This is a genomic window from Streptomyces noursei, from assembly GCF_016917755.1.
In the GTDB taxonomy this organism is placed as follows: Bacteria; Actinomycetota; Actinomycetes; order Streptomycetales; family Streptomycetaceae; genus Streptomyces; species Streptomyces yunnanensis.
This window is the reverse complement of sequence record NZ_CP070326.1, coordinates 1,508,555-1,534,940: the sequence shown is the minus strand read 5'-3', so window position 1 is coordinate 1,534,940 and position 26,386 is coordinate 1,508,555. Positions and strand designations below refer to the sequence as shown.

Here is a 26,386-nt window from a genome sequence, read left to right as displayed (position 1 = left end):
TCAGGTACTCCCGCAGTTTGTCCTCAGTGGCCATCTGTCCTCATCCCCCGTAGTCCGGAGCGTTGTCCATCAGGTCGAACAACTCCTCGTCGGTGGCGGCCTCGAAGTCGATGTCCACCGCGCCGCCCGCGGTGTCGGGCCCGGCCCACTGGGTGGCCAGTGCCTGGAGCCGCCGGCCGATGTCCAGTCGGGCGGACTCCTCGACGGTCACCTCGGAGAGCATGGCCTCCAGCTGCTCGACGGTGGCCAGCGCGGACGCGCTGACCGGGGGCGTCGCCGGGGCCAGGCGGGCCAGCACGAACGCGGCGAGCGCGGCCGGGGTCGGGTTGTCGAACGCCAGGGTGCTCGGCAGACGCAGCCCGGTGAGCGTGTTGAGCCGGTTGCGCAGACCGATCGCGCTCAACGACTCGAACCCGAGTGACTTGAACGGGGTGTCCACGCCCACCGCGTCCGGGTCGGGCTGTCCCAACACCGCCGCGGTCTGCTCGCGCACCACCTCCAGCACCGCCGCGGCGCGCTCCGACTCCGGCAGAGTCGACAGCCGCGCGACCAGCGCATGTGCCTGCTCACCGGCCACGTCCGGTGCCGCGCCCGCCCCCGGGACCACGAGGGTCGCGGGCGTGTCGGTGTCCAGCCAGTAGCGCTGCCGCTGGAAGGGATAGGTCGGCAGCGGTACCGGCCGGGGCCGCACGGTCCCGGCGAAGGCGGGGCTCCAGTCGACCGGCACCCCGCGCACGGCGAGCGCCGCCGCCGAGGTACGGAACCGGACAAGGCCCCCGTCGTCGCGCCGGAGGGTCTCGGTGACCGTCACCGCCTCACCCGCCACCGCCTCGACGGTGTCCACCACGCTCGACACCAGCACCGGGTGCGGGCTCACCTCGACGAACGCGGTGTGACCCTGCTCGGCCAGGGCCCGGACCGCCTGTTCGAAGTGGACGGTCCGACGCAGGTTGCCGTACCAGTAGTCCGCGTCCATCACCGCGGTGTCGATCCAGTCGGTGGCCATCGTGGAGAACAGCGGCACCGTCGCGGTGCGCGGGCTCAGACCGGTGAGCGCGGCAAGCACGGATTCCCGGATCCGCTCGACGTGGGCCGAGTGCGAGGCGTAGTCCACCCGGATCCGCCGGGTCCGGGTGCCCTCGACGGTGCAGGCGGCGGCCAACTCGTCCAGCGCCTCCGTAGCACCGGAGACGACCACGCTCGCCGGGCCGTTGACCGCCGCGACGGACAGCGCCCCGGCCCAGGGGGCGATGGCGGCCTCGGCGTCGGTGGCCGACAGCGCCACCGACAGCATTCCGCCGTCGCCGGACAGCGCGAGCAGCGCTCGGCTGCGCAACGCCACCACCTTTGCGGCGTCCGCCAGTGACAGCGCCCCGGCGACGTACGCGGCGGCGATCTCGCCCTGGCTGTGGCCGACCACCGCGTCCGGGTGGACGCCGTGCGAGCGCCACAGTTCCGCCAGGGAGACCATGACCGCCCAGAGCGCGGGCTGGACGACGTCGACCCGCTCCAGGGACGCGGCGCCCTCGGCCCCGCGCAGCACGTCGACCAGCGACCAGTCCACGTGCGGGGCCAGCGCCTCGGCGCAGGCGGCGACATGGTCGGCGAACACCGGTGCGGTGTCGAGCAGTTCGGCGGCCATGCCGAGCCACTGCGAGCCCTGGCCGGGGAAGACGAACACGGTCTTCGGCGCGCCCTCGGCCCGTCCCCGCGCGAGGTGTTCGGCGGGCTCGCCGTTGGCGAGCGCGGTCAGCCCCGCCAGCAGGTCGGCGCGCTCTCGGGCGACCACCACCGCACGATGTTCGAGCGCGGACCTGGTACGCAGCAGGGAGTGCGCGGCGGCGACCAGGTCGAGATCAGGGGCGTCGGTGACGAACGCCGCGAGATCACCCGCCAGTTGGCCGAGGGCGGCGGGGGAGGCGGCCGATACCAGGACCGGCAGCGGGGTGTCGTTCTCCTTTGGGGTGGGTGTGGTGGGGGTGTGGGGTGGTTGTTCGAGGATGAGGTGGGCGTTGGTGCCGCTGATGCCGAAGGCGGAGACGGCGGCGCGTCGGGGGTGGTCGGTGGTGGGCCAGGGTTGGGGTTGGGTGAGGAGTTGGATGGTGTTGTCGGTCCAGTCGACGTGGGGGGTGGGGTGGTCGACGTTGAGGGTGCGGGGGAGTGTGCCGTGGCGCATCGCCTGGACCATCTTGATGACTCCGCCGACGCCCGCCGCGGCCTGGGTGTGGCCGATGTTGGATTTGAGGGAGCCGAGCCAGAGGGGTTGGTGGGGGGTGTGGGCGGTGCCGTAGGTGGCGTGGAGGGCGTTGGCTTCGATGGGGTCGCCGAGGGGGGTGCCGGTGCCGTGGGCTTCGACGGCGTCGATGTCGGTGGGTTGGAGGCCGGCGTTGGCGAGTGCTTGGTGGATGACGCGTTGTTGGGCGGTTCCGCTGGGTGCGGTGAGTCCGTTGGAGGTGCCGTCGTTGTTGGTTGCGGTGCCGCGGATGATGGCGTGGATGGTGTGGTTGTTGCGTTGGGCGTCGGAGAGTCGTTCGAGGAGCAGGAGGCCGACGCCTTCGGACCAGCTGGTGCCGTCGGCTGCACCGGCGAACGCCTTGACCCGACCGTCCGGGGACAGGGCACGGTGCCGGCACGCGGAGACGATGCCGTCCGGTGACGACATCACGGTGGCCCCGCCCGCGACGGCGAGCGCGCAGTCGCCGTTGCGCAGCGCCTGCCCGGCCAGGTGGATGGCGACCAACGACGAGGAGCAGGCGGTGTCGACCGAGATCGCGGGCCCCTCGAACCCGAACACATAGCTGATCCGGCCGGAGGCGACGCTCGCGGCACTGCCGTTGGGCAGGTATCCCTCCAACTCGCCCGGGACCGTGTGCAGTCGACTGGCGTAGTCGTTGTACATCACGCCGGTGAAGACGCCGGTTCGGGTGCCGCGGAGGGTGTCTGCGGGGATGCCTGCGTGTTCGAGGGCTTCCCAGGTGGTTTCGAGCAGGAGTCGTTGTTGGGGGTCGGTGGCGAGGGCCTCGCGGGGATGGATCCCGAAGAAGGCGGCGTCGAACTGGTCGGCGTCGTGGAGGAATCCGCCGTGGGTGGTGTAGGTGGTGCCGGGGGTGTCGGGGTCGGGGTCGTAGAGGGCGTCGGTGGGCCAGCCGCGGTTGGTGGGCCAGGTGGTGATCGCGTCGGTGCCGGTGTCGACGAGGTCCCAGAGCTGGTCGGGGGTGGTGACGCCGCCGGGGTAGCGGCAGGCCATGCCCACGATGGCGATCGGCTCGTCCACGCCGATCGGCGCGATGGCCGGGGCCGCGGCCACGGCGTCCCCGGTGAACAGGGAACGCAGGTGCTCGGCCAGCGCCTCCGGAGTCGAGTGGTCGAAGATCACCGTGGCGGGCAGGCGCAGCCCGGTGGCCGCGTTCAGCCGGTTGCGCAGTTCCACCGCGGTCAGCGAGTCGACACCCAACTCCTTGAACGGGCGCGTGGGATCGACGCCCGCACCTTCCGTGTGCCCGAGCACGGTCGCCGCCTCGGTGCGCACCAGGTCGAGGACGCCCTGCGCCACCTCGGCGTCGGGCAGCCCGCGCCACCGTGCACCCGGGTCAGCCACCGAGCCCGCCCGGGAGCGCGCGGTGGGGCGTCGGGCACGCAGCACCCCGCGCAGCATCGGCGGGACCGGCCCGTCCGTGCCACCGGAGGACTCCACGACCACCGGCACCAGCAGCGTCTCGTCGAGCCGCCCGGCCGCGTCGAACAAGGCCAGTCCGGTCCCGCTCGGCAGCGGCCGCACGCCCTGGCGCGCCATCCGGCCGACGTCCGCCCCGCTCAGGTGCCCGGTGAGGTCGCTGGCGTCCGCCCACAGGCCCCAGGCCAGCGACGTGGCCGCGAGGCCCTGGGCCCGACGGTGCGCGGCCAGGGCGTCCAGGAAGGTGTTCGCCGCGGAGTAGTTGCTCTGCCCGGCGGTGCCGAGGACCCCGGCGGCCGAGGAGAACAGGATGAAGGCGGAGAGGTCCAGCCCCGCGGTCAGTTCGTGCAGGTGCCAGGCCGCGTCGACCTTCGGGCCGAACACCGTGTCCAGGCGATCGGGGGTCATGGCTTCCACCACCCCGTCGTCCAGCGCGCCCGCCGCGTGTACCACCGCGGTCAGCGGGTGTGCGACCGGGATGTCGGCCAACAGTGCCGCCAGCGCCGTGCGGTCGGCCACGTCGCAGGCCACCACGGTGACCCGGGCACCCTCCGCGGCCAGTTCGTCCACCAGGGCCGCAGCCTCGGCCGCCGCCGGTCCGCGTCGCGAGGCCAGCACCAGGTGCCGCACCCCGTGTTCGCGGACCAGGTGTCCGGCCAGCAGCCGGCCGAGCAGCCCGAGACCACCGGTGATCAGCACGGTGCCGTCCGGGGCGAACGACCAGCCCGGGTGCTCCGCGACGGGCGCGGTCCGCGCCAGCCGCGGCACCGTGGCCGCACCGTCGCGCAGCACCACCTGGGACTCGCCCGCCGCCAGTGCCGCGGCGACCGCGCCGGGCAGGGCGTGCCGGGACGCCCCGGTGCCGTCCACGTCCACCAGCAGCAGCCGGTCGGGCTGCTCGGTCTGCGCCGAGCGGACCAGTCCCACGGCCGCGGACGCGGGCAGCGAGGGGACGTCCCCGGCCTGCGCCGCGATCGCGCCGGTGGTGACCACGACGAGGGGACGGTCGACCCCCGGTGCCGCGAGCCGCTCCTGTACTTGGGCGAGCACCTGCCCGGTGGTGGCGCGTACGGCCTCGCGCAGGTCCGGTCCGTCGGCGCCGGGCGGCCCGACCTCGACCTCGACCAGGTCCCAGTTCCCGGGCGCCGCGGATTCCGCGGCGGTGGCCAGGTCGGCCCAGGTCACCCGGAGCGGCGCGGGTGCCGGGCCGCCCGCCGCGTCCAGCTGCTCCGGCGCCACCGCCCGGGTCGCCATGGAGCCGACGGTGATCACCGGGGCGCCCGTCCCGTCGGTGGCCGACAGCGACAACGCCTCGCCGTCCACCGCCGCGAGGCGCACCCGCAGCGCGGTGGCGCCGGACGCGTGCAGCCGGACGCCGTTCCAGGAGAAGGGCAGCCGCCGTGCGCCGTCCCCGCCCAGGGCCCACGCGTGGAACGCGGTGTCCAGCAGGGCCGGGTGCACCCCGAACGCCGCCGCTTCCGGGCGCTGCGCCTCGGACAGCTCGACCTCGGCGAAGAACTCGCCGCCGCGCCGCCAGGCGGCCCGCACGCCCTGGAACGCGGGCCCGTACTCCAGCCCGAGGTCGGCGAGCGTGGCGTAGAGGGTGTCCGTGCCGACCGGTGTCGCGCCCGCGGGGGGCCAGACCTGCTGGTCGGCAGCGCCCGCGCCGGTGTCCTGTCGCAGGGATCCACTGGCGTGCCGGATCCACTCGTCCTCGCCCGACCGCGCGTGGACGGCGATCGACCGGCGTCCGGTCTCGTCCAACTCGCCCACGACGAGCTGTACTTGCGCGCCGGACTGACCGGTGAGCACCAGGGGTGCCTCGATCACCAGCTCGTCGACCGTGTCGCAGCCGACCTCGTCACCCGCGCGGATCGCCCACTCCACGAACGCGGTGCCGGGCACGAGCACCCGGTCCAGCACGCGGTGGTCGGCGAGCCAGGGGTGGGTCCGCACGGAGAGGTGACCGGTGAACAGCAGGCCGCCGCCGTCCGCAAGCCGGACCGTGGCGCCCAGCATCGGGTGCCGGGCCGCACCGAGCCCGAGGCCCAGTGCGTCGGCCGGTGCGCCGGGCAGGTCCGGAAGCCAGTACCGGCGTCGTTGGAAGGCATAGCGGGGGAGGTCCACCCACGTGGCGGGCCGGCCGCCGAGCACCGTCGGCCAGTCCACCTCGACACCCTGCACATGGGCGTGCGCCAGCGAGGTCAGGAACCGGTCGAACCCGCCCTCGTCGCGGCGCAGGGTGCCGGTCACCGCGACGTCGGCGGTGCCGGCGTCCTCGGCGGTGTCCTGCACGTGCGCCGTCATCACCGGGTGCGGGCTCAGCTCGACGAACACGTCGTGCTCGTCGGCGAGGAGCGCGCGCACCCCCTCCTCGAAGCGCACCGGGCGGCGGAGGTTGGTGTACCAGTACTCCGCGTCCATGCCCGTGGTGTCGAGCCAGTCCGCGGTCACGGTGGACAGCAGCGGGACGGCTGCCGCCCGCGGGCGGATGTCGGCCAGTGCGCCGCGCACCTGCTCGCCGATCACCTCGACCTGGGCGGAGTGCGAGGCGTAGTCGACGGGGAGCCGCCGGGCACGGACGCCGTCGGCCCGGCAGGACTCGGCCAGGGCGTCCAGCGACTCCGGTTCGCCCGACACCACGACGCTCGACGGGCCGTTGACCGCGGCGATCGAGAGCGTGCCCGACCACCGGGCGAGCCGCTCCTCCGCCGCGCCCGCCGGCAGCGCCACCGACATCATCCCGCCGTCGGGCAGCGAGAGGATCGCCTGGCTGCGCAGGGCCACCACCTTCGCGGCGTCGGACAGCGACAGCGCCCCGGCGACGTACGCGGCGGCGATCTCGCCCTGGCTGTGGCCGATCACCGCGTCGGGGCGCACCCCGCAGGACTTCCAGAGCTCGGCCAGGGACACCAGTACCGCCCACAGCGCCGGTTGCACCACGTCCACCCGGTCCAGTGCCGGGGCGCCCTCCGCGCCGCGCAGGACGTCCAGCAACGACCAGTCCACGAACGGTGCCAGCGCGTCGGCGCAGGCGCCGATGCGGTCGGCGAACACCGGCGCGGAGTCGAGGAGTTCCGCGGCCATACCGGCCCACTGCGAGCCCTGCCCGGGAAAGACGAACACGGTCTTGCGGCCGGGGGCGGCGGTGCCCCTGATCACGTGCGCCGGCCGCTCACCCGCTGCCAGCGCACGCACCCCGGCCACCAGTTCGTCCTGTGCACCACCGATGACGACGGCCCGCTCCCGCTGGGCGGCGCGGGTGGTCAGCACCTGGGCGACGTCGAGCGGGTGGGTGGCGCTGTCGGCGAGCGCCCGGGCCAGTCGCCCGGCCTGCGCGGTCAGCGCCTCGGGCGAGTGGCCGGACACCGGCCAGGCGACCGTGCCGCTCCCGAGCGGGTCGGTGACCGGCGGCAGGGCCTGCGCGGCGTCGGCCTGTTCGAGGACGACGTGTGCGTTGGTGCCGCTGACGCCGAAGGCGGACACGCTCGCGCGCCGCGGCGCTTCGTCGCCCACCCACGGCCGGTTCTCGGTGAGCAGCCGCATGGTGCCGGTGGACCAGTCCACGTGCGGGGTGGGGGCGTCCACGTGCAGCGTCGCGGGAAGCACGCCGTGCCGCAGCGCCATCACCATCTTGATCAGCCCGGCGACACCCGCGGCCGCCTGGGTGTGCCCCAGGTTCGACTTGACCGACCCCAGCCACAGCGGCCGGTCCGGCGCGCGATCCCGGCCGTAGGTGGCGAGCAGCGCCTGGGCCTCGATGGGGTCGCCCAGGACGGTGCCGGTGCCGTGCGCCTCGACGGCGTCCACCTCGCCGCCGGACAGCTGCGCGTCGGCCAACGCCTGGCGGATGACCCGCTGTTGCGCCGGCCCGTTGGGCGCGGTCAGACCGTTGGAGGCGCCGTCCTGGTTGATCGCGGTGCCGCGCACCACTGCCAGCACCCGGTGGCCCAGCCGCTGGGCATCCGAGAGCCGCTCGACCAGCACGACGCCGGCGCCCTCGGACCAACCCGTGCCGTCGGCCGCGGCGGCGAACGCCTTGCAGCGGCCGTCGGGCGACAGGCCCCGCTGCCGGGCGAACTCCACGAAGAGCGACGGCGAGCTCATCAGCGTGACCCCGCCCGCCAGGGCCAGGTCGCACTCGCCCCAGCGCAGCGCGCGCACCGCCAGGTGCAGCGCCACCAGCGACGCCGAGCAGGCGGTGTCCACGGTCACCGCCGGGCCCTCGAAGCCGAAGGTGTAGGAGATGCGCCCGGACCCGACGCTGGCGGCGTTGCCGATCGCCAGGTAGCCCTCCAGGTCCTGGGGCGGGGTGGTGATCCCGGACGGGTAGTCGTTGCCGTTGGTGCCGACGAACACCCCGGTGCGGCTGCCGCGCAGCCCGCTCGGGTCGATCCCGGCGTCCTCGAACGCCTCCCACGTGGTCTCCAGCAGCAGCCGGTGCTGTGGGTCGGCGGCCATCGCCTCGCGCGGGGAGATCCCGAAGAAGTCCGCGTCGAAGTGGCCGGGGTCGCGCAGGAACGCCCCGTGACGGGTGTACGTGGTGCCCGGGCGCTCCATCGTCGGATCGAAGAGCCGCTCCAGGTCCCAACCGCGATCGGTGGGGAACTCCGATATCGCGTCCCGGCCCTCGACGAGCATCCGCCACAGGTCCTCGGCGGAGTCCACCTCGCCGGGGAAGTGGCACCCGATGCCGACGATGGCGATCGGCTCGTGCTGTTGGCTCCGCGCTTCGCGCAGCTTGTCCCTGGCCTCCTGCAACTCGGCAGAGACCCGCTTGAGCAGGTACCGGATCCGGTCGTCGTCCATGTCGTGCCCTTCGCGGTCAGGAGATGCCGAGTTCATTGCTGATGAAATCGATGAGTTCGTCGTCGGAGGCGTCGGCCAGCTCGTCCGCCCGGCCGGCGCCGGTGTCGCGGCCTGCGGCCTCCCAGCCGGCCACCACCGCCCGCAGTCGGTCGTCCACCGCCGCTCGGGTGCGTTCGTCGCGGCCCGCCTCGGTCAGCAGCGCCGCCAGCCGGTCGAGCTCGGCGACCACGGCGTCGGCGGGGTCGGCCGGCGCCGGCAGCAGCGCGTCGCGCAGGTACTCCGCGAGCGCGGCGGGCGTGGGGTGGTCGAACACCACCGTGGCCGGCAGCGCCGTGCCGACCTCCACGTTGAGCCGGTTGCGCAGGTCGACCGCGGTGAGCGAGTCGAACCCCTGGTCGTGGAAGCGGCGGTCGACGTCCACCGCCTGCGGGGAGGGCCTGCCGAGGGCGGCCGCGACGTGCGTGCGCACCAGGCCGACCAGCAACCGCTGCTGCTCGGGCGGTGCGAAGCCCGCATACCGCTCGGCGAACGACACCTGCTCCACGGGGACTTCGGGCGGCGTCACCGACGTGACGAGCTCGGCCAGCAGCGGGTGCGCCCGACCGGTGGCGAGCCGTTCCCAGTCCGCGTCGCACACCATGACGTGGGTGTCCCCGCCGGCCAGCGCGGTGCCCAGGGCACCGATCGCCGACTCCGGCGGCATCGACCGGAACCCGTACCGCTCGCTCTGCGCGACGGCCTGGTCGTCGACGATGCCGTCGCCTCCCCACAGGCCCCAGTCGATGGTGGTGGCGGGCAGGCCGAGGCCCCGCCGGTGCTCGGCCAGCGCGTCGAGGAAGGCGTTGCCGGGCGCGTAGTTGCCCTGGCCCGGCAGGCCGCATACGCCGGTGGCCGAGGAGAACAGGACGAACGCGGACAGGTCCCGGTCGCGGGTCAGCTCGTCCAGATTGCGGGCACCACCGACCTTGACCCGGAGCACCCGCTCGATCCGGTCCGGGGTCAGTTCGCCCAGCATCGTGTCGTCCAGCACCGCAGCGGTGTGCACGACGGCGGTGAGCGGGAACTCCGGCGGCACCGCGGCCAGCACCCCGGCCAGCTCCGCGCGGTCGGCCACGTCGCAGGCCGCGAAGGACACCCGGGCACCCAGGTCGGTCAGCCGTTGTTCGAGTGCGGCACTGCCGGGCGCCTCCCGACCACGCCTGCTGACCAGCAGCAGGTGCTCGGCGCCCTGCTCGGCGAACCAGCGCGCCGCATGCCCGGCCAGCGCGCCGCTGCCGCCGGTGATCAGCACCGTGCCCGGCGCGGGATCCCAGCCCGCGGTCGCCGCGGCGCCCGAGGGGGCGGGGACCAGTCGCCGGCCCACCAGTCCTGCCGGACGCACCGCCAGCTCGGTCTCGCCGTGCTTCCCGCCGAGCGCGTCCCGTACGTGCTGCAAGATGTGCGGGTCCGGCGCGGCCGGCAGGTCGAGCAGTCCACCCCACAGCCCGGGGCACTCCACCGCCGCGACCCCGCCGAGGCCCCACACCAGCGCCCCGGCGGGGTCGGCCACCGGGTCGCCGGGACCGGTGGACACCGCACCCCTGGTGGCGCTCCACAACGGCGCCGGGCTGCCGAGGAGTTCCAGTGCCTGCACCAGGGCGACGGTCGCGGCCAGCCCGCTCGGCACGGCCGGGTGCTTCGGGTCCGGGTCGGTGACCAGGGAGAGCAGGGACACCACGCCGCGCACGGGCTCGGTGCCGATCGCCTCGGCCAGCTCCGTCGCCAGCGCGTCCCGGGTCGCGCCGGCCGGGTCGACGGTGACCCGCCGGGTGCCCTCGCCCAGTGCGGTGGCGAGGGCCTCCCCCCACGCTTGGACCTCGGGGCCGTCGGGCGGCAGCACCAGCAACCAGTCCCCGCCCGTCGCCGGGGGCGCCGCCTCGACCGGACGCCAGGTCGGCCGGTACCGCCAACCATCCACCGTCGTACGGGCGTTGAACCGGTCCCACCAGTCGGCCAGCGCCGGCAGCACCGTGCCCAGCGCGGACTGGTCGTCGGCGCCGTCGAGGGCGAGCGCGCCCGACAGCGCGTCCAGATCGCCGTCCGACACCAAGTTCCAGAACTCCTCGCCCGACGCCCCTGCCGGTGCGGGCCGGGCGGTGTCGGAGACGGGGTCGAACCAGTACCGCTGGTATTGGAACGGGTAGGTCGGCAGCGCGACCCGGCGCGGCGCACGACCGGTGAACAGCGCGTCCCAGTCGACCGGGACCCCTGCGGCGGCGGCCCGGCCGACCGCGTCCACCAGCGTGACCGTCTCCGGCCGGTCGCGGCGCAGCGCGGCGGCGAACACCGGCGCCGCAGCCAACTGCCGCTCGGCACCCACGGTTTCCGCGGCCGAGGCGGTGAGCACCCCGTCCGGGCCGAGTTCGACGAAGCACCGCACGCCGTCGGACCACAGCTGCTCGACGATGTCGGCGAAGCGTACGGCGCCCCGCACATGGTCGGCCCAGTAGCCGCCGGTGAACTCCGACAGCGGTTCGCCGGTCAGGTTGGACAGCACCGGGACGGTCGGCCGCGCGTGCGGCAGGCCCTCGGCGACCCGGCGGAACTCCTCCAGCATCCCGTCCATGTGGGCGGAGTGGAAGGCATGACTGGTCCGCAGCCGTCGGGTCTTTCGGCCCTGCGCAGCGAACCGCTCGGCGACCGCCAGTGCCGCGTCCTCGTCCCCGGAGACGACCACCGAGGTCGGGCCGTTGACCGCGGCGATGTCCACCCGGCCGTCGTGCGTGGCGAGCTCCGCCCGTACCTCCTCCTCGGTCGCCTGGACGGCGACCATGGCGCCGCCGGCGGGCAACGCCTGCATCAACCGGGCCCGGGCGGCCACCAGCGCACAGGCGTCCTCCAGGGTCAGCACCCCCGAGACGTGCGCCGCGACCAGTTCGCCGATGGAGTGGCCGGCCAGGCGGTCCGGGCGGACGCCCCAGGACTCCAACAGCCGGTACAGCGCCACCTCCACCGCGAACAGCGCCGTCTGCGCATAGACCGTACGATCGAGCAGAGCGGCGCCCGCCGTACCGAACACCACATCACGCAGCGGGTGTTCCACGTGCCCGGCCAGTCCCCGGTCCAGTTCCGCGCACACCGCGTCGAAGGCCGCCGCGAACGCCGGGTGGGCCGAGTACAACTCCTTGCCCATGCCGACGCGTTGGCTGCCCTGGCCGGTGAACAGGAAGGCCACCTTCGCCCCGGAGGCGGTCGAGCCCGGTCGCGCGCCACTGGCCACCGCGTCCAGCCCCGACAGCAGGTCGTCCCGGTCGGTGGCGGTGACCGGCACCCGCAGGTCGAACACGGTCCGGGTGGTGGCCAGCGCATGGGCGACGTCGACGGGCTCCACCTCCTGGTGCCCGGCCACGAAGTCCCGCAACCGGGCCGCCTGTGCCCGCAGCGCTTCCGCATCGCGGGCCGACACCAGCAGCGGCACCGCGGGGGCGACGGATCGCTCGACCGGCTCGGCGGGCTCGGCGGCCTGCCGCGCCGGCGGCTCCTCCAGCACGAGATGGGCGTTGGTGCCGCCGATGCCGAACGAGGAGATCGCGGCCCGGCGGGGCCGGTCGGCCACCGGCCAGGGACGGGCCTTGGTCAACAGGGTCAACGGGGTGTCGTCCCAGTCGATGTGCGGGGTGGGCTCGTCGACGTGCAGTGTGCGCGGCAGTACTTCGTGGCGCATCGCCTCGGTCATCTTGATGATCGCGCCGACACCGGCCGCGGCCTGCGAGTGGCCGATGTTGCTCTTGAGCGAGCCCAGGTACAGCGGTTGGCCGGCGGGGCGCTGCTGCCCGTAGACCGCGTGCAGCGCCTGCACCTCGACCGGGTCGCCCAGCGTGGTGCCGGTGCCGTGTGCCTCCACCGCGTCGATGTCGGCGGCGGACAGCCCGGCGTTGTGCAGCGCCTGGCTGATCACCCGCTGCTGGGCGGGGCCGCTGGGTGCGGTCAACTGACTGCTGCGCCCGTCCTGGTTGACCGCGCTGCCGCGGACGACGGCGAGCACCTGGTGACCGTTGCGCTCGGCGTCGGACAGCCGCTCCAACAGCAGCAGGCCCGCCCCCTCGGCCCAGCCGGTGCCGTCGGCGGCCTTGGCGAAGGACTTGCAGCGGCCGTCCGCGGACAGCGCCCGCTGCCGGCTGAAGTCGACGAACGTCGCCGGGGTGGCCATGACGGTGACCCCGCCGGCGAGGGCCAGTTCGCACTCCCCGGACCGCAGCGCCTGGGCGGCCAGATGGATGGCGACCAACGACGAGGAGCAGGCGGTGTCCACCGTGACGGCGGGCCCCTCCAGCCCGAAGCTGTACGCCAACCGCCCGGACACCACGCTGCCCGCGCTGCCCACGACCACATAGCCTTCGAGATCCTCGGGGGCCCGGGCCACGCGGGCGCCGTAGTCGGCGTACATCACCCCGCTGAACACGCCGGTCCGGGTGCCGTGCAGGGTCTCCGGGGGGATGCCGGCGCGTTCCAGCGTCTCCCAGGCGACCTCCAACAGCAGGCGCTGCTGCGGGTCGGTGGCCGCGGCCTCGCGCGGGTTCACCCCGAAGAAGTCGGCGTCGAACCGGTCCGCGTCGTACAGGAAGCCGCCCTCGCGGGTGTAGGACTTCCCCTGCCGGTCCGGGTCCGGGTCGTAGAGGTCCTGCGGCCAGCCGCGGTTGGTCGGGAAGCCGGAGACGGCGTCACGGCCTTCGTCGACCAGCCGCCACAGGTCCTCCGGGCCCCGTACGCCGCCGGGATAGCGGCAGGCCATGCCGACGATGGCGATGGGCTCGTGGAGCCGGGCCTCGGACTCCCGCAGGCGCCGGTGGGCGAGTTGCAGATCGGCGGTGACCCGCTTGAGATAGTCGCGGAGCTTCTGCTCGGTCGTCACTGGGAGTTCAGTCCTCTTCGATGGGGGAGATGCCGAGTTCGTTGTCGATGAGGTCGAAGATCTCGTCGTCGCTGGCGGACTCCAGGTCGGTGGCGAGTGCAGCGGCCTCCAGCCGGCCGAACCGGCTCAGCAGATCGCCCAGTCGGGCCGCGAGCAGTGCCCGCTCGGCGGGCGCCGCGGAGGACAGGCTCTGCTCGATGCGGGCCAGGTCGACCAGGGCCGGCTCGGCCGTGGGGGCGGGCTCCGGCGCGATCTGGGTCAGCAGGTGCTCGACCAGGGCCACCACGGTGGGGTGGTCGATCAGCAGGGTGGTCGGCAGCCGCAGGCCGACCAGCGCGTTCACCTGGTTGCGCAGTTCGATGGTGGCCAGCGAGTCCAGTCCCATGTCCAGGAACCCGCGCCGCACGTCGACGGCGTCCGCGTTCGGATGACCCAGCACCCCGGCCAACCGCGTGCGCAGTGCCTCGGTCAGCCAGGCTGCCCGCTCGGCCTCGGGCAGGCTCACCAGGTGCGCCGCGGCCTCGGGTTCGGCCACGACGCCCCGGCCGGTTGGCCGGGCGGGCGCGCGCACCAGCCCCGACAGGATGGGCGGCAGCACGCCCTCGGCCGCCCTGGCCCGTACCGTGGCCAAGTCCAACGGTGCGGGGACCAGCACCGCGCGGTCGGTGGCCAGCGCCGCGTCGAACAGCGCCAGCCCCTGCTCGGGGGAGATCGTCGCGAGACCCGCACGTCCCATCCGGGCGCGGTCGACGTCGGTCAGCCGTTCCCCCATGCCGCTGTCCCACAGCCCCCAGGCCAGGGCGGTGGCGGGCAGGCCGAGGGCGCGCCGGTACTCCGCGAGGCCGTCCAGGAAGGCGTTGGCCGCGGCGTAGTTGCCCTGCCCGGCCGTGCCGAGGACACCGGCGACCGAGGAGTACAGCACGAACGCGGACAGCTCGGTGTCCCGGGTCAGTTCGTGGAGGTTCCAGGCCGCGTCGACCTTGGCCCGCAGCACCGACGCCACCCGCTCCGGAGTCAGTGCGCCGATCACCCCGTCGTCCAGGGTGCCCGCGGCGTGCACCACCGCGGTCAGCGGATGGGCCGCGGACACGCCGGCGAGGAGCTCGGCCACCGCGTCACGGTCGGCGACGTCGCAGGCCGCCGAGGAGACCTCCGCCCCCAGGGCCCGCAGCTCCGTCGCGAGTTCGGCCGCCGCCGGGGCCGCCCCACCCCGGCGGCTGACCAGCAGCAGGTGCCGGGCACCGTGCGCCGCGACCAAGTGCCGGGCGATCAGACCGCCCAGCGCCCCGGTGGCACCGGTGACCAGCACCGTGCCGTCGGGATCGAGCGACGGCACCGCGCCGCCGCGGCCCGGCCGCTCCAGCCTCGGCACCCGGACCTGCCCGTGGTGGACGTGCAACTGCGGCTCGTCGAGCCCCAGGGCGGCGGGCAGCGCACGGTGCGAGGCGGGCTCGTCGTCGACGTCCAGGAGCACGAAACGGTCGGCGTTCTCGGTCTGCGCGGACCGCACCAGGCCCCACACCGGGGTGGCGTCCGGGGCGCGCAGATCCGCGCGGGACAGCGCGACGGCTCCGGTGGTGACGACGACCAGCCGGCTCGCGGCCAGCCGTTCGTCGGCCAGCCACTCCTGGAGCAGCGCCAGGGTCCGGGTGGTCGTACGGTGCGCCGCGGCCACGATGCCGCCCCGGTGGCCGGGGCCGGTGACGGCGGCCAACACCAGGTCCGGCACCGGGGCGCCGGCGTCCAGGTCCGCCCGCAGCGCGCTCGGGTCCGGGTAGCTGCGCTGGGCACCCAGCGCGGCGGCCCAGTCCGCACCCTCGGCACCCAGCAGCGCGATGTCGCGGTGCGGCGCGGGCTGCGGCGGTTCGACCGGCTGCCACTCGATGTGGAACAGCGATCCGGCCGGGTCCCGGCCGGCGCCGAGCTGGTTGCGCTGCACGGAGCGCAGGGCCAGGGACGCGACGGCCACCGCGGTCGTCCCGGCCGGGTCCGCGATGAGCAGCGCCGCGGTGTCCGGTCCGGTCCGCGACACGCGGGCGTCGAACACGGTCCCGCCGACGGCGTGCGCGGACACCCCCGACCAGGTGAACGGCAGCAGCATCGCGCCGGAACCGCTGCTTCCGCCGCCCCGCACGAGGGGGTGCAGCGCCGCGTCCAGCACGGCCGGGTGGATCCGGTGGCCGGCGGCGTCGGCGTCCTCGGGCAGCCGGATCCGCAGGTAGGTGTCCTCGCCGTGCCGCCAGGCCGCCTCGACCCCTTGGAAGACCGGACCGTACTGGTAGCCCTCGTCGGCGAGCCGCGGATACCAGTCGGTCACGTCGAGCGGCTCCGCGTCCGCGGGCGGGCGGGCACCGGTGGTGTGCCGCGGCTCCTCCGCGGCGGTCAGCAGTCCGCTGGCGTGCCGGGTCCAGGGCGCGTCGGCGTCGTCCGCGGGGCGGGCGTGCAGGGCCACCGGGCGCGCCCCCGTGGGGTCCTCCGCACCGACCGCCACCCGCAGCAGCACCGCGCCCTCGTCGGGCAGCACCAGGGGCGCTTCGAGGGTGAGCTCCTCGACGTGCGGGCAGCCCACCCGCGCCCCCGCGGACGAGGCCAGGTCGACGGAGCCGGCCCCCGGCAGCAGTACCGCACCGCCGATGGTGTGGTCGGCCAGCCAGGGGTGGTCGACCGTGCCGAGCCGCCCGGTGAACAGCCAACCGCCGTCGGGCAGTTCCACCGCGCCGGGCAGCAGCGGATGCTCGCCCGCCGCCAGTCCGGCGTCGCTCAGCTCCGCCGTTCCGCCGGCCTTCGCGGTGAGCCAGAAGCGCTCCCGCTGGAACGGATACGTGGGCAGGTCGACCGGGTGCCGCGGGTCGACGCCGAACAGCGCCGACCAGTCCACCGGCAGCCCCCACACGTGGGCGCGCGCGAGCGCGTCGAGCAGCGCGGCGGGCTCGGACACGTCCCGGTGCGCCGTGGCGACGAGCACGGGTTCGTCGGCGGAGTCGGCCAGGCAGTCGCCGATCATGGCGGTGAGCACCTGGGCCGGGCCGACCTCCACGTACCGGGTCACGCCCTCGGCGTGCAGCGCGCGGACACCGTCGAGGAACCGGACCGCCTCGCGGGCGTGCCGCACCCAGTACGCGGCGGTCGTCAGGTCCCCGTCGCCGGCGGGGGCACCGGTCACATTGGAGATGACCGGGAGGGTCGGGGCGGCGTACCGCAGGCCGCCCGCGATCCGCTCGAACTCCGCGAGCATGTCGTCCATCAGCGAGGAGTGGAAGGCGTGGCTCGTGCGGAGCGCACGGGTCCGGCGGCCACGGGCGGCCCAGACCGCGGCGACTGCCTCGACCTGCTCGGCGGCACCGGAGAGCACCGTCGACGTGGGGCTGTTGACCGCGGCGACGGACACCGCGCCCCCGTGTTCGTCGAGGGAGGACCGGAGTTCGTCCTCGCCCGCCTGAACGGCCACCATGGCGCCGCCGGCGGGCAGTTGCTGCATCAGCCGGCCGCGGGCGGCGACCAGCGCGCACGCGTCGGCCAGGTCGAGAACGCCCGCCACGTGTGCGGCGGCCAGTTCGCCGACCGAGTGCCCGACCAGGTAATCCGGGACGAGGCCGTGGGCACGCAGCAGGTGGTGGAGCGCGACCTGCCACGCGAACAGGGCGGGCTGCGTGTAGGCCGTCTCGTGCAGCAGTTCTGCCTCCGGTGTGCCCGCTTCGGCGAACATCACCTCGCGCAGCGGACGGTCCAGATGCCGGTCGAACTCGGCCCAGACCTTCTCCAGCTCCGCGGCGAACACCTCGGACGTCGCGTACAGCTCGCGGCCCATGCCGGCCCGCTGGCTGCCCTGGCCGGTGAAGACGAACGCGACCTTGCCCGCCCGGTCGGCAGCGCCGCGCAGCACGTTCGGCGCGGTGCCGTCCTGCGCCAGCGTGGCCAGTCCGTCCAGCAGTTCCGCGCGGGACTTTGCGACGACCGTGGCCCGGTGCACGAACGCCGTCCGGGTGGTGGCCAGCGCCCGCGCGATGCCCGGCAGCGACGTGGACGTGCCGTCCACGAACGCCTTCAGGCGCGCGGCCTGGTCCCGCAGGGCGGCCGGGCCGGTCGCCGACAGGACGAAGGGCAGCCGGCGGTCCGGGCCCTCCGGCGGCGCCGGCGCCGCGGCGGGCGGCTGTTCGAGGACGAGGTGGGCGTTGGTGCCGCTGATGCCGAAGGAGGACACGGCGGCACGGCGCGGACGGTCGACCTCGGGCCACGGCCGTTCCTCGGTGAGCAGCGCCACCGTGCCGTCGGACCAGTCGACGTGCGGGGTCGCCTCGTCGACGTGCAGCGTCGCGGGAAGCACGCCGTGCCGCATCGCCAGCACCATCTTCATCACCCCGGCGACACCCGCGGCGGCCTGGGCATGCCCGATGTTGGACTTGAGCGAGCCCAGCCACAGCGGTCGTTCCGCGGTGTGCCCCGCCCCGTAGGTGGCCAGCAGCGCCTGCGCCTCGATCGGGTCGCCCAGCGCGGTCCCGGTGCCGTGTGCCTCGACGGCGTCCACCTCGGACGGCCGGAGCCCGGCCCGGTCGAGCGCCTGCCGGATGACCCGCTGCTGCGACGGCCCGTTGGGCGCCGTCAGCCCGTTGGAGGCACCGTCGTTGTTGACCGCGGTGCCGCGGATGACGGCGAGCACCGGGTGGCCGTTGCGCCGGGCGTCGGACAGGCGCTCCAGCACCAACAGCCCGGCGCCCTCCGCCCATGCGGTGCCGTCGGCCGCCGCGGCGAACGCCTTGCACCGGCCGTCCGGCGCCAGGCCCCGCTGCCGGGAGAACTCGGTGAACATGCCGGGGGAGGCCATCACGGTGGCCCCACCCGCCAGGGCCAGGTCGCAGTCCCCCTCGCGCAGGGCCTGCCCGGCCAGGTGGATGGCCACCAGCGAGGACGAGCAGGCAGTGTCGATCGAGAGGGCGGGGCCGGTCAGGCCGAGCGCATAGCTGATCCGGCCGGACGCGACGCTGTTGGTGCCGCCGGTGAGCAGGTATCCACCGCCGTCGGCCGGGTCGTACAACCGCGGGCCGTACTCCTGCTGGGTGGCGCCGACGAACACCCCGGTCCTGGTGTCGCGCAGCGGTGCGGGCCGGATGCCGCCCCGCTCCAGAGCCTCCCAGGCAAGTTCCAGCAGCAGTCGCTGCTGCGGGTCCATGGCGGCGGCCTCGCGCGGGCTGATCCCGAAGAAGTCGGCGTCGAACAGGTCCGCGTCGTGCAGGAACCCGCCTTCCCGGGCATAGGTCGTCCCCGGCCGGTCCGGATCGGGGTCGAACAGCCGGTCCAGGTCCCAGCCCCGGTTGGTCGGGAACCCGCCCACCGCGTCCGTCCCGCTGGACACCAGCTCCCACAGGCCCTCCGGCGAGTCCACGCCCCCGGGCCACCGGCCCGCCATCGCCACGATGGCGATCGGCTCGTCCTGGACGGGTGCCCGGTGCGCTTCCGGGGCGGCGGTGTCGCCGGTGACGCTCGCGCGGATCGCCGCGGCCACGGCCAGGGGCGTCGGGTGGTCGAAGGTCAGGGTCGGCGAGAGGGGGAGGCCCGCGGCCGCGCTCAGCCGGTCGCGGAACTCCACGGCGCCGAGCGAGTCCAGCCCGAGTTCGGTGAACGTGCGGTCCACCGCCACCTCCGCCGGGTCGTCGTGGCCCAGCACGGCCGCCGCACCGGCACACACGAGATCGAGGACCAGCCGTTCCTGCCGTTCGGCGGTCAGCCCCGCCAGCCGGCCGGCCAGGCCCGCGCCGCCGTCGGACGGTTCCGGTGCCTCCCGGTCGTGGACCTGCTCGGCGGAGGTCGCCTCGGCCGGGGACGGCAGCGCGACCGGCGCGGACGGGGCGAACGGTGCCGGCCGGACGTCGATCCAGTGGCTCCGACGCTGGAAGGGGTAGGTCGGCAGCGCCACCCGGCGGCCGCCACCCAGGACGGTGGCCCAGTCCGGCCCGTGGCCCGCGAGTTCGAGTTGCGCGAACGCCTCCAGCACCGAGCGCCACTCCGCCCGCTCCGGCCGCAACAGCGCGGCGGCCCGGGCGACTTGTCCCTCGGCCCGCTGGGGGAGACCGTTGCGGACCATCGCGCTGAGCACGCCGGACGGGCCGAGTTCGAGGAATCCGGTCACTCCGGCACCGTCCAGGTACCGGACGGAATCGAGGAACCGCACCGGGCGACGGATGTGCCGGACCCAGTAGTCGGGGGTGGTCAGCCGCTCGTCGGCCGGCAGCCCGGTCACATTGGACAGCACCGGAATGCGCGGCGGGTGGAAGGCGATCCCGGCCGCGACCGATCGGAACTCGTCGAGGACCGGGTCCATGTGCGGGGAGTGGAAGGCGTGGCTCACCCGCAGCCTGCGGGTCTTGCGCCCCCGGGCGGAGAACCGTGCGGCGAGTTCGTCGGCGGCCTCCGCGTCACCCGCGACCACGACCGCGGCGGGCCCGTTGACCGCGGCGAGGGACAGCAGGTCCGGCTGCTCGGCGACCAGCGGGGCGACCTCGTCCTCGTCCGCCTGGAGCGCGACCATCGCCCCGCCCGGCCGCGCCGCCTGCATCAGCCGGCCCCGGGCGGCGACCAGCAGGGCCGCGTCGGCCAGGGAGAACACCCCCGAGACGGCCGCGGCGGCGAGTTCGCCGATGGAGTGGCCGACCAGGAAGTCCGGCCGCACACCGTGGTGTTCGACCAACCGGAACAGCGCGATACCGAGGGCGAACAGCGCGGGCTGGGTGTATCGGGTCTCGTCCAGCAGCCGGGCGTCCGCAGATCCCGGCTCGGCGAACAGCAGGTCGCGCAGCGGCCGGTCGAGATGCGTGTCCAGCAGCGCGCACACCTCGTCGAGCGCCGCGGCGAACACGGGGTGTTCGCGGTACAACGCGCGGCCGGCCCCGGCCTGTTGGCTTCCCTGCCCCGGGAAGAGGAACGCGGTGCCGCCCATCCCGCCACCGGCGGCGCGGGCCGTCCGCCCGCTGATGACGGCGGCCGAGGGCGTGCCGTCGGCGAGGGAGTCCAGCCCCGCGAGCAGCCCCGCCCGGTCGCCGCCCAGCACCACCGCCCGGTGGTCCAGGCGGGCGCGGGTGTGCACCAGCGAGTGCCCCAGGTCGAGGGTGCTCCGGTCCGGGAACTCGCGGACGTGCGCGGCGAGCCGGCCGGCCTGCTCGCGCAGCGCCGGGGCGCTGGCCGCGGACAGTACCCACGGCAGCACGGCGGGGGCGGGGCCGGGTCCGTCGGTGTCGGTGGGGGGTTCCTCGGCCCGGGCGGGAGCGGACAGCAGGATGTGGCAGTTGGTGCCGCCCATGCCGAACGAGCTGACGCCGGCGATCAGTTCCCGGTCGGGGCGCGGCCACGCGTCGGTGGTCCGCGCGACCCTCAGGTTCAGCTCGTCGAACCGGATCCGAGGGTTGGGGGTGTCGAAGTTGAGGCTGGCGGGGATCCGCCGGTGCCGCAGGCTCAGCGCGACCTTCAGCAGGCCCACCACGCCCGCGGCCCCTTCGAGATGCCCCACATTGGTCTTGGCCGATCCGATCAGCAGCGGATGCCCGGAGCGCTCCCCGCCGAACTCCTCGCCCAGCGCGTTGGCCTCGATCGGGTCGCCGACCGGCGTGCCGGTGCCGTGGAGTTCGACGTACTGCACGGCTGCCGGCGCGATGCCCGCCCGCTCGGCGGCCTGGCGCAGCACCGCGCGCTGTGCCTCGCCGCTGGGGACGGTCAGCCCGTCCGTGGCGCCGTCGTTGTTGACCGCGCTGCCGCGCACCACGCAGTAGACGGGGTCGCCGTCGGCGAGCGCCGCGGACAGCGCCTTGAGCACGACGAGACCGCCGCCCTCGCCGCGGACGTAGCCGTTGGCCCGTGCGTCGCAGGTGTAGCAGTGGCCGTCCGGGGAGAGGCCGCCGAACTCCGCGACGCTGAGCGTGCTTTCCGCGGTGAGCATGAGGTTCACGCCGCCCGCGACCGCCACCGCGCACTCGCCGCGCCGGATGCTCTCCGCCGCCAGATGCACGGCGACCAGCGCCGAGGACTGTGCGGTGTCCACCGTGATACTCGGCCCGCGCAGCCCCAGGGCGTGCGAGATCCGGTTGGCGAGCATGCCGCGGTTGAGTCCGGTGAGGGTGTGGCGGGTGATCGGGCCGGCGCTCCGGTGCGTCAGCGTGGCGTAGTCGTGCGCGAGCGCGCCGACGAAGACGCCGATCGGGCCGCCGGCCAGGGCCGTCGGCACGATCCCGGCGTCCTCCAGCGCCTCCCACCCCAGTTCCAGCAGCAGTCGCTGTTGGGGGTCCATGGCCGCCGCCTCGCGCGGCGAGATGCCGAAGAACTCCGCGTCGAACGCGTCCACCCGGTCCAGGAATCCGCCGGTGGCCGGCAGGGCGCCTTCGCGCACGCGGTCCGTCGGGGGGTCGGTGACGGCGCTCCGGCCGTTCTTGAGCAATTGCCAGAATGCGTCCGGGTCGGGCGCCCCGGGAAGCCTGCAGGACAGCCCTACTATCGCGACCGCATTCGTGGATGGAATTCCCTCGTTGAGCATCGTGCTCCTTCACCATGAGCGTGACACGGCGCCGGGCCGAACGACCGGGTGGTTGGGAAACCGATGATTGTCCAGGCATTCCGCCCGCCCAACCCCTAACCCACCCTGCTTTCTCCGGGCGCCCGGAACTACCGCTTAGGGGTGCGTCGGGGTCTCGATTAGGGGTGCCGATTAGGGGTGTATCGGGGCTGCCGATTAGGGGTGTTGAGGTCCGTGCCGGGCCGCGTAGTGTCCTGGAATATCTCGACCTAAATCGTGCTCATCGAGCGTCGGGGCACAAGGAAATCGCGGACAATAAGGAGTCGGTCCATTGACAACCCTGGACCAGATGGACGTCTTCGATCAGGAACGCTACCTCGACGGCCCGCCGTACGAGGATTTCGCCGTGCTGCGCAGTGAGGCGCCGGTGTTCCGCAACCCCGACCCCGAGGTGCCGGAGGGGCACTGGGCGGTCACCCGGCACGCGGACGTCGTGCATGTGGCGCGCAATCCCGCCCTGTTCTCCTCGGAGTTGAAGGGTTCCCAACCACAGGAGTTCGACCCGGGCATCATCGAGGTGATGCGCCGCATGATGATCCATCAGGACGCGCCGCGACACAATCGGGTGCGCTCGTTGGTGGCACGCGGCTTCACCCCGCGGGTGGTGCAGACGCTGGGACCGAGGATCGAGGCCGAGTGCGCCGAGATCGTCGACGCGGCCATCAAGCAGGGCGAGTCGGACTTCGTCCAGAGCGTCGCCGCGGAGCTGCCCCTGGTGGTGATCGCCGAGGTGATGGGCATCCCGCGCGCCGACCGGCACCTCATCTTCGAGTGGTCCAAGGCGATCGCCGGGCAGACCGACGACGAGAGCGGTGGCGCGGAGGGGCTGCGGCGGGCCGTCGCGGAGATGTCCGGATACGCCGCCGAGCTCGGTTCGGACCGCCTGCGCTGCCCGGTGGACGACATCATCACGCGGATGGTCAGCGCCGACGACAAGGGCAACCAGCTGACCCAGGAGGAGTTCCAGGCGTTCTTCGTCCTGATGACCGTCGCGGGGAACGAGACCACCCGCTACTCGCTGGCCGGCGCGGTGGAGGCGTTCGCGCACTTCCCCGACCAGTGGGCGCGCCTCAAGGCCGACCCCGGTCTGGCGAGGACCGCCGCGGAGGAGATCGTCCGCTGGGTGTCGCCGACCAAGGTCTTCCGCCGCACCAGCGTGGTCGACCAGGAGTTGGGCGGCCAGCAGATCAAGGCCGGCGAGAAGATCATGGCGCACATCGTCTCGGCCAACCGCGACGAGTCGGTGTTCGCCGATCCCAACACCTTCGACATCGGCCGCGACCCCAACCCGCACCTGGGCTTCGGCGGTGGCGGCCCGCACTTCTGCGTCGGCAAGCACCTCGCGGTGCTGGAGATCGAGTTGATGGTCAAGGCGCTGGCCGAGAAGGTCGACCGCATCGACATCGTCGGTCCGACCCCGCGACTGCGCTCCTACCAGTTCACCGGGATCACCGAACTGCCGGTCAGGGTGGTCTCGGCCTGAACGACGCACCGCGCGGCGCGAGGTGGCAGCGATGCCCCTCGCGCCGTTGCGTGCGTCCGGGGACGGCCGGCCCGAGAGCGGGTCGTCGGCGGTCCCGCGGTCCGCCGGAACGTGACGGCCCCCGGAGACCGTCGAACACGATCTGCGGGGGCGTGCTGCGCCGGGTGACCGCGACGGGTCACGATCACCCGGGCGTCATGCCTCGTTCGGGGTGAGCTCGGCCTGTTGGGCCGGTGCGGGCGCGGGCTCCTTCGCCGCCCTGCGCTCGGGCGCGGTGAGCAGCGCGAAGCCCGCCACCAGGGCGGCGATGACGGCGGAGGCCGGCGCCAGCCAGAGCACACCGGCGACGGAGAGCACCGCACCACCGATGCCGGCGCCGAGCGCGGTGCCGACGTAGTTCATCGACCCGTTCAGGCTCAGGGCGACGGTGGCCACGTCGCCACCCGCGACGAAGACCCGGCTCTGCTGCGGGATGAACAGGGCGGAGCCCATCAGGCCGAGGATGAACAGTGCCACCAGGGTCGGCACGAACCAGTGCTGGACCACGGCCAGCAGGGCCGATCCGAGGGTGACGATGCCCAGCCCGGTGGTGAGCACGGTCAGCGAGGAGAACCGGTCCGCGAACTTGCCGACCAGTCGGTTGCCCAGGAAGAAGCCCGCGCCGTAGACCAACAGCGCGCCCAGGATCGCGTTGCTGCTGCCGGAGGTGCTGACCCCGACGATGGCCGCGGAGTAGGAGGAGATCAGGAACGTGGGCGCGAGCACCAGGGCGCTCACCGCGAGGAGGATGAGGATGCGCGGGTTCACGAGCACCGCGAGCCGCTCCCGCATCGTCGTCGCGGGCAGCGTCATCGACGGCATCGCGATGCCCGCGAGCACCGCGGCCAGCGCCGCCAGCACGACGATCGTCCACAGCGTGCCGCGCCAGCCCCACATCTGACCGATCAGCAGCCCGAAGGGCACACCGAGGACCGCGGCGAGGCTGGGCCCCGCACCGATCACCGCGAAGGCCCGGGCCCGCTGTTCGGGCGGGGCCAGCACCCCGGCGACGGCAAAGGCGTTGGCCTGGAACGCGGCTGCGCCCAGCGCCGCGACGACCCGGCCCACCAGCACGACCGCGTAGGTCGGTCCCGCGGCCTGGAGCACCATGCCGACGAGGAAGGCGATCATGCCCGCACCGATGACGAGGCGCCGGTCCATCCGGCCCGTCAGCGTGGCGATGACCGGCGAGCCGATCGCGTAGGCGACGGCGAAGGCGGTGGTGAGCTGACCGGCGGTGGAGGTGCTCACCAGCAGGTCCTTGGAGATGTCGGGGAGCAGCCCCGGCAACACGAATCCGTCGACACCGAGCACGAACGTGCCGATGGCCAAGATGACTAACCGCCAGGTCGGCGATGAATTCGATGATTGTGGAATCGTCATATCGTGGAGGGTAGTCTATGATTCGATGACGGTCAAAGAATGGAGGGTCTGCGGATGCCACGCACACTGCCCGAGCCGTCCGTCGACTCGTTCGACCTGACGGTCATCCTGAGCGCGCTCGCCGATCCCGGGAGGCGCACGCTGATGCGGGCGCTCTACGACTCCGTCGACCCGATCGACTGCGCGATCCTGGTGGCACGGGTGGATCTGGGGCTGAGCAACCCGACCATTTCCCACCACTACCGGGTACTGCGGGAGGCGGGCCTGACGAGAACGGTCGCCGACGGCCGCAAGCGGGTGGTCCGCGTCCGCCGCGACGACATGGAGTACCGCTTCCCCGGCCTGCTGCAGGCGGTCCTCGGGGCCCCCGAGCGCGAGGGGGGCCAAGCCGAGGCCCGGGAAGGGCGGATGTGAGCGCCGGTCATTCGGCGGACGCGGCACCCAGCCATTTCCGTGTGGTGGACACCACCGCCGAACCGTCGAGGTCGGCCAACTTCCCGGCCACGAACTCCTTCGCGAACTGCGAGGTCTGGACGCGGAACGGCGGCGCCGGGTCGGCCAGCACGTCCAGCACGGTCGCGGCGACCTCCTCCGGGGTCTGCGCCGACGCGAACATCTCGGGGATGTACTCCAAGTAGCTGCCGAGCGCGGGCGTGTAAGGGCCAGCGGCGGCCAGCATCGCGGGGCGGTCCAGGTCGATGTTGTCCACGAACGACGACAGCACCGGGCCGGGCTCGACGATGGACACCGCCACCCCCACCGTGTCGGCCACCGGCGCCAGGCTCTCCAGGTACGCCTCCACCGCGGCCTTGGCGGCGCAGTAGGTCTCGTTGAACGGCTGGCCGACGACCCCGCCGATGCTGCCGATCGTGACCAACCGTCCCCGGCTGGCCCGCAGATGGGGCAGGGCGGCCCGGGTGACCGCGATCGTGCCGAAGAAGTTCGTCTCGAAGGCGGCGCGGACCTGGTCCATCGTCAGCAGTTCCAACGTCCCGACGCTGCCCGCGCCCGCGTTGTTCACCACCGCGTCCAGCCGGCCGTACGCCGCCGCCACCTCCGCCACGGTGTCGGTGAGGGAGGTCTCTTCGGTGATGTCCAGTCGACGGATGTCGAGTGCGACGCCGGCCTCGTCGGCGGCCGTTCGCAACGCGCCGGCGCGATCGGGGTTGCGCAGCGTCGCGACGACGGTGTAGCCCGCCCGGGCCGCTGCCACCGCGGTAGCCAGCCCGATCCCGGACGACGTCCCGGTGATCAGTACGACCCCGCGCGCCGACCCAGCCTTCTCAACCATGTCTTTTCGCCCTCACTGTGACACCGCGCAGCTGCTGCACGCCCATCGGGACCGATGAAAGAAATCAAGAGAAAAGTCCGCGACCGACGTTAACGAAGGGCGCCGAGGCCCTAACACCCCAGAATCTGCTGCCCGTTGACCCCTGCGCCGGGCGGGAGAATAGGGGTGCTTCCGGGGTTGACCGCGTCTCGACTCTCCTGTCCGCGTCCGTGCGCCTGCCGACGGCGGCGCACGGACGCTCAGGACGCGGCGGCAAGTGCCTC

General features: G+C 73.9%; 6 protein-coding genes and 2 pseudogenes. 2 read left to right on the top strand and 6 right to left on the bottom strand.

Annotated elements, in window-relative coordinates; genetic code table 11:
* Positions 1-40: 40 nt before the first annotated feature.
* The 4 genes and pseudogenes from JNO44_RS45075 to JNO44_RS06505 form a co-directional block, all read right to left on the bottom strand.
* Positions 41-439, bottom strand: a complete 399-nt coding sequence (locus JNO44_RS45075) for an acyl carrier protein (protein WP_420882741.1) — start codon at positions 437-439, stop codon at positions 41-43.
* Positions 322-13,274 (bottom strand): annotated as a pseudogene (locus tag JNO44_RS45070) (type I polyketide synthase); the annotation flags it as partial. The pseudogene JNO44_RS45070 and the gene JNO44_RS45075, both read right to left, overlap by 118 nt.
* Before the next feature lie 48 nt (positions 13,275-13,322).
* Positions 13,323-13,373 (bottom strand): annotated as a pseudogene (locus JNO44_RS45065) (polyketide synthase docking domain-containing protein); the annotation flags it as partial.
* 7 nt (positions 13,374-13,380) lie between these two features.
* On the bottom strand, positions 13,381-21,888 hold the full coding sequence (locus JNO44_RS06505) for a type I polyketide synthase (protein ID WP_205362189.1): 8,508 nt from the start codon (positions 21,886-21,888) through the stop codon (positions 13,381-13,383).
* A 310-nt stretch (positions 21,889-22,198) separates the two neighbouring features.
* Here JNO44_RS06505 and JNO44_RS06500 point away from each other — a divergent pair, with 310 nt between their 5' ends.
* Positions 22,199-23,410, top strand: coding sequence for a cytochrome P450 (locus tag JNO44_RS06500; RefSeq protein ID WP_240167454.1), 1,212 nt, complete (start codon positions 22,199-22,201; stop codon positions 23,408-23,410).
* A gap of 195 nt (positions 23,411-23,605) precedes the next feature.
* Here JNO44_RS06500 and JNO44_RS06495 read toward each other — a convergent pair whose 3' ends face one another.
* The gene (locus JNO44_RS06495; protein WP_235092504.1) at positions 23,606-24,781 is read right to left on the bottom strand and encodes an MFS transporter; all 1,176 of its coding nucleotides are present in this window, start codon (positions 24,779-24,781) and stop codon (positions 23,606-23,608) included.
* Between the two features lie 105 nt (positions 24,782-24,886).
* Here JNO44_RS06495 and JNO44_RS06490 point away from each other — a divergent pair, with 105 nt between their 5' ends.
* The gene (locus tag JNO44_RS06490) at positions 24,887-25,246 is read left to right on the top strand and encodes an ArsR/SmtB family transcription factor (RefSeq protein ID WP_205362187.1); all 360 of its coding nucleotides are present in this window, start codon (positions 24,887-24,889) and stop codon (positions 25,244-25,246) included.
* Between the two features lie 7 nt (positions 25,247-25,253).
* Here the strand turns inward: JNO44_RS06490 and JNO44_RS06485 are convergent, their stop codons facing one another.
* Positions 25,254-26,123 (bottom strand): SDR family oxidoreductase, encoded by an 870-nt coding sequence (locus JNO44_RS06485; RefSeq protein ID WP_205362185.1) that lies wholly within the window; start codon positions 26,121-26,123, stop codon positions 25,254-25,256.
* Positions 26,124-26,386 lie beyond the last annotated feature (263 nt).

What these genes read in the sequence shown, in the direction of transcription:
- JNO44_RS06505 (WP_205362189.1), bottom strand. Translation starts at nt 21,888, where the DNA reads ATGCTCAACGAGGGAATTCCATCCACGAATGCGGTCGCGATAGTAGGG.
- JNO44_RS06485 (WP_205362185.1), bottom strand. Translation starts at nt 26,123, where the DNA reads ATGGTTGAGAAGGCTGGGTCGGCGCGCGGGGTCGTACTGATCACCGGG.
- JNO44_RS06490 (WP_205362187.1), top strand. Translation starts at nt 24,887, where the DNA reads ATGCCACGCACACTGCCCGAGCCGTCCGTCGACTCGTTCGACCTGACG.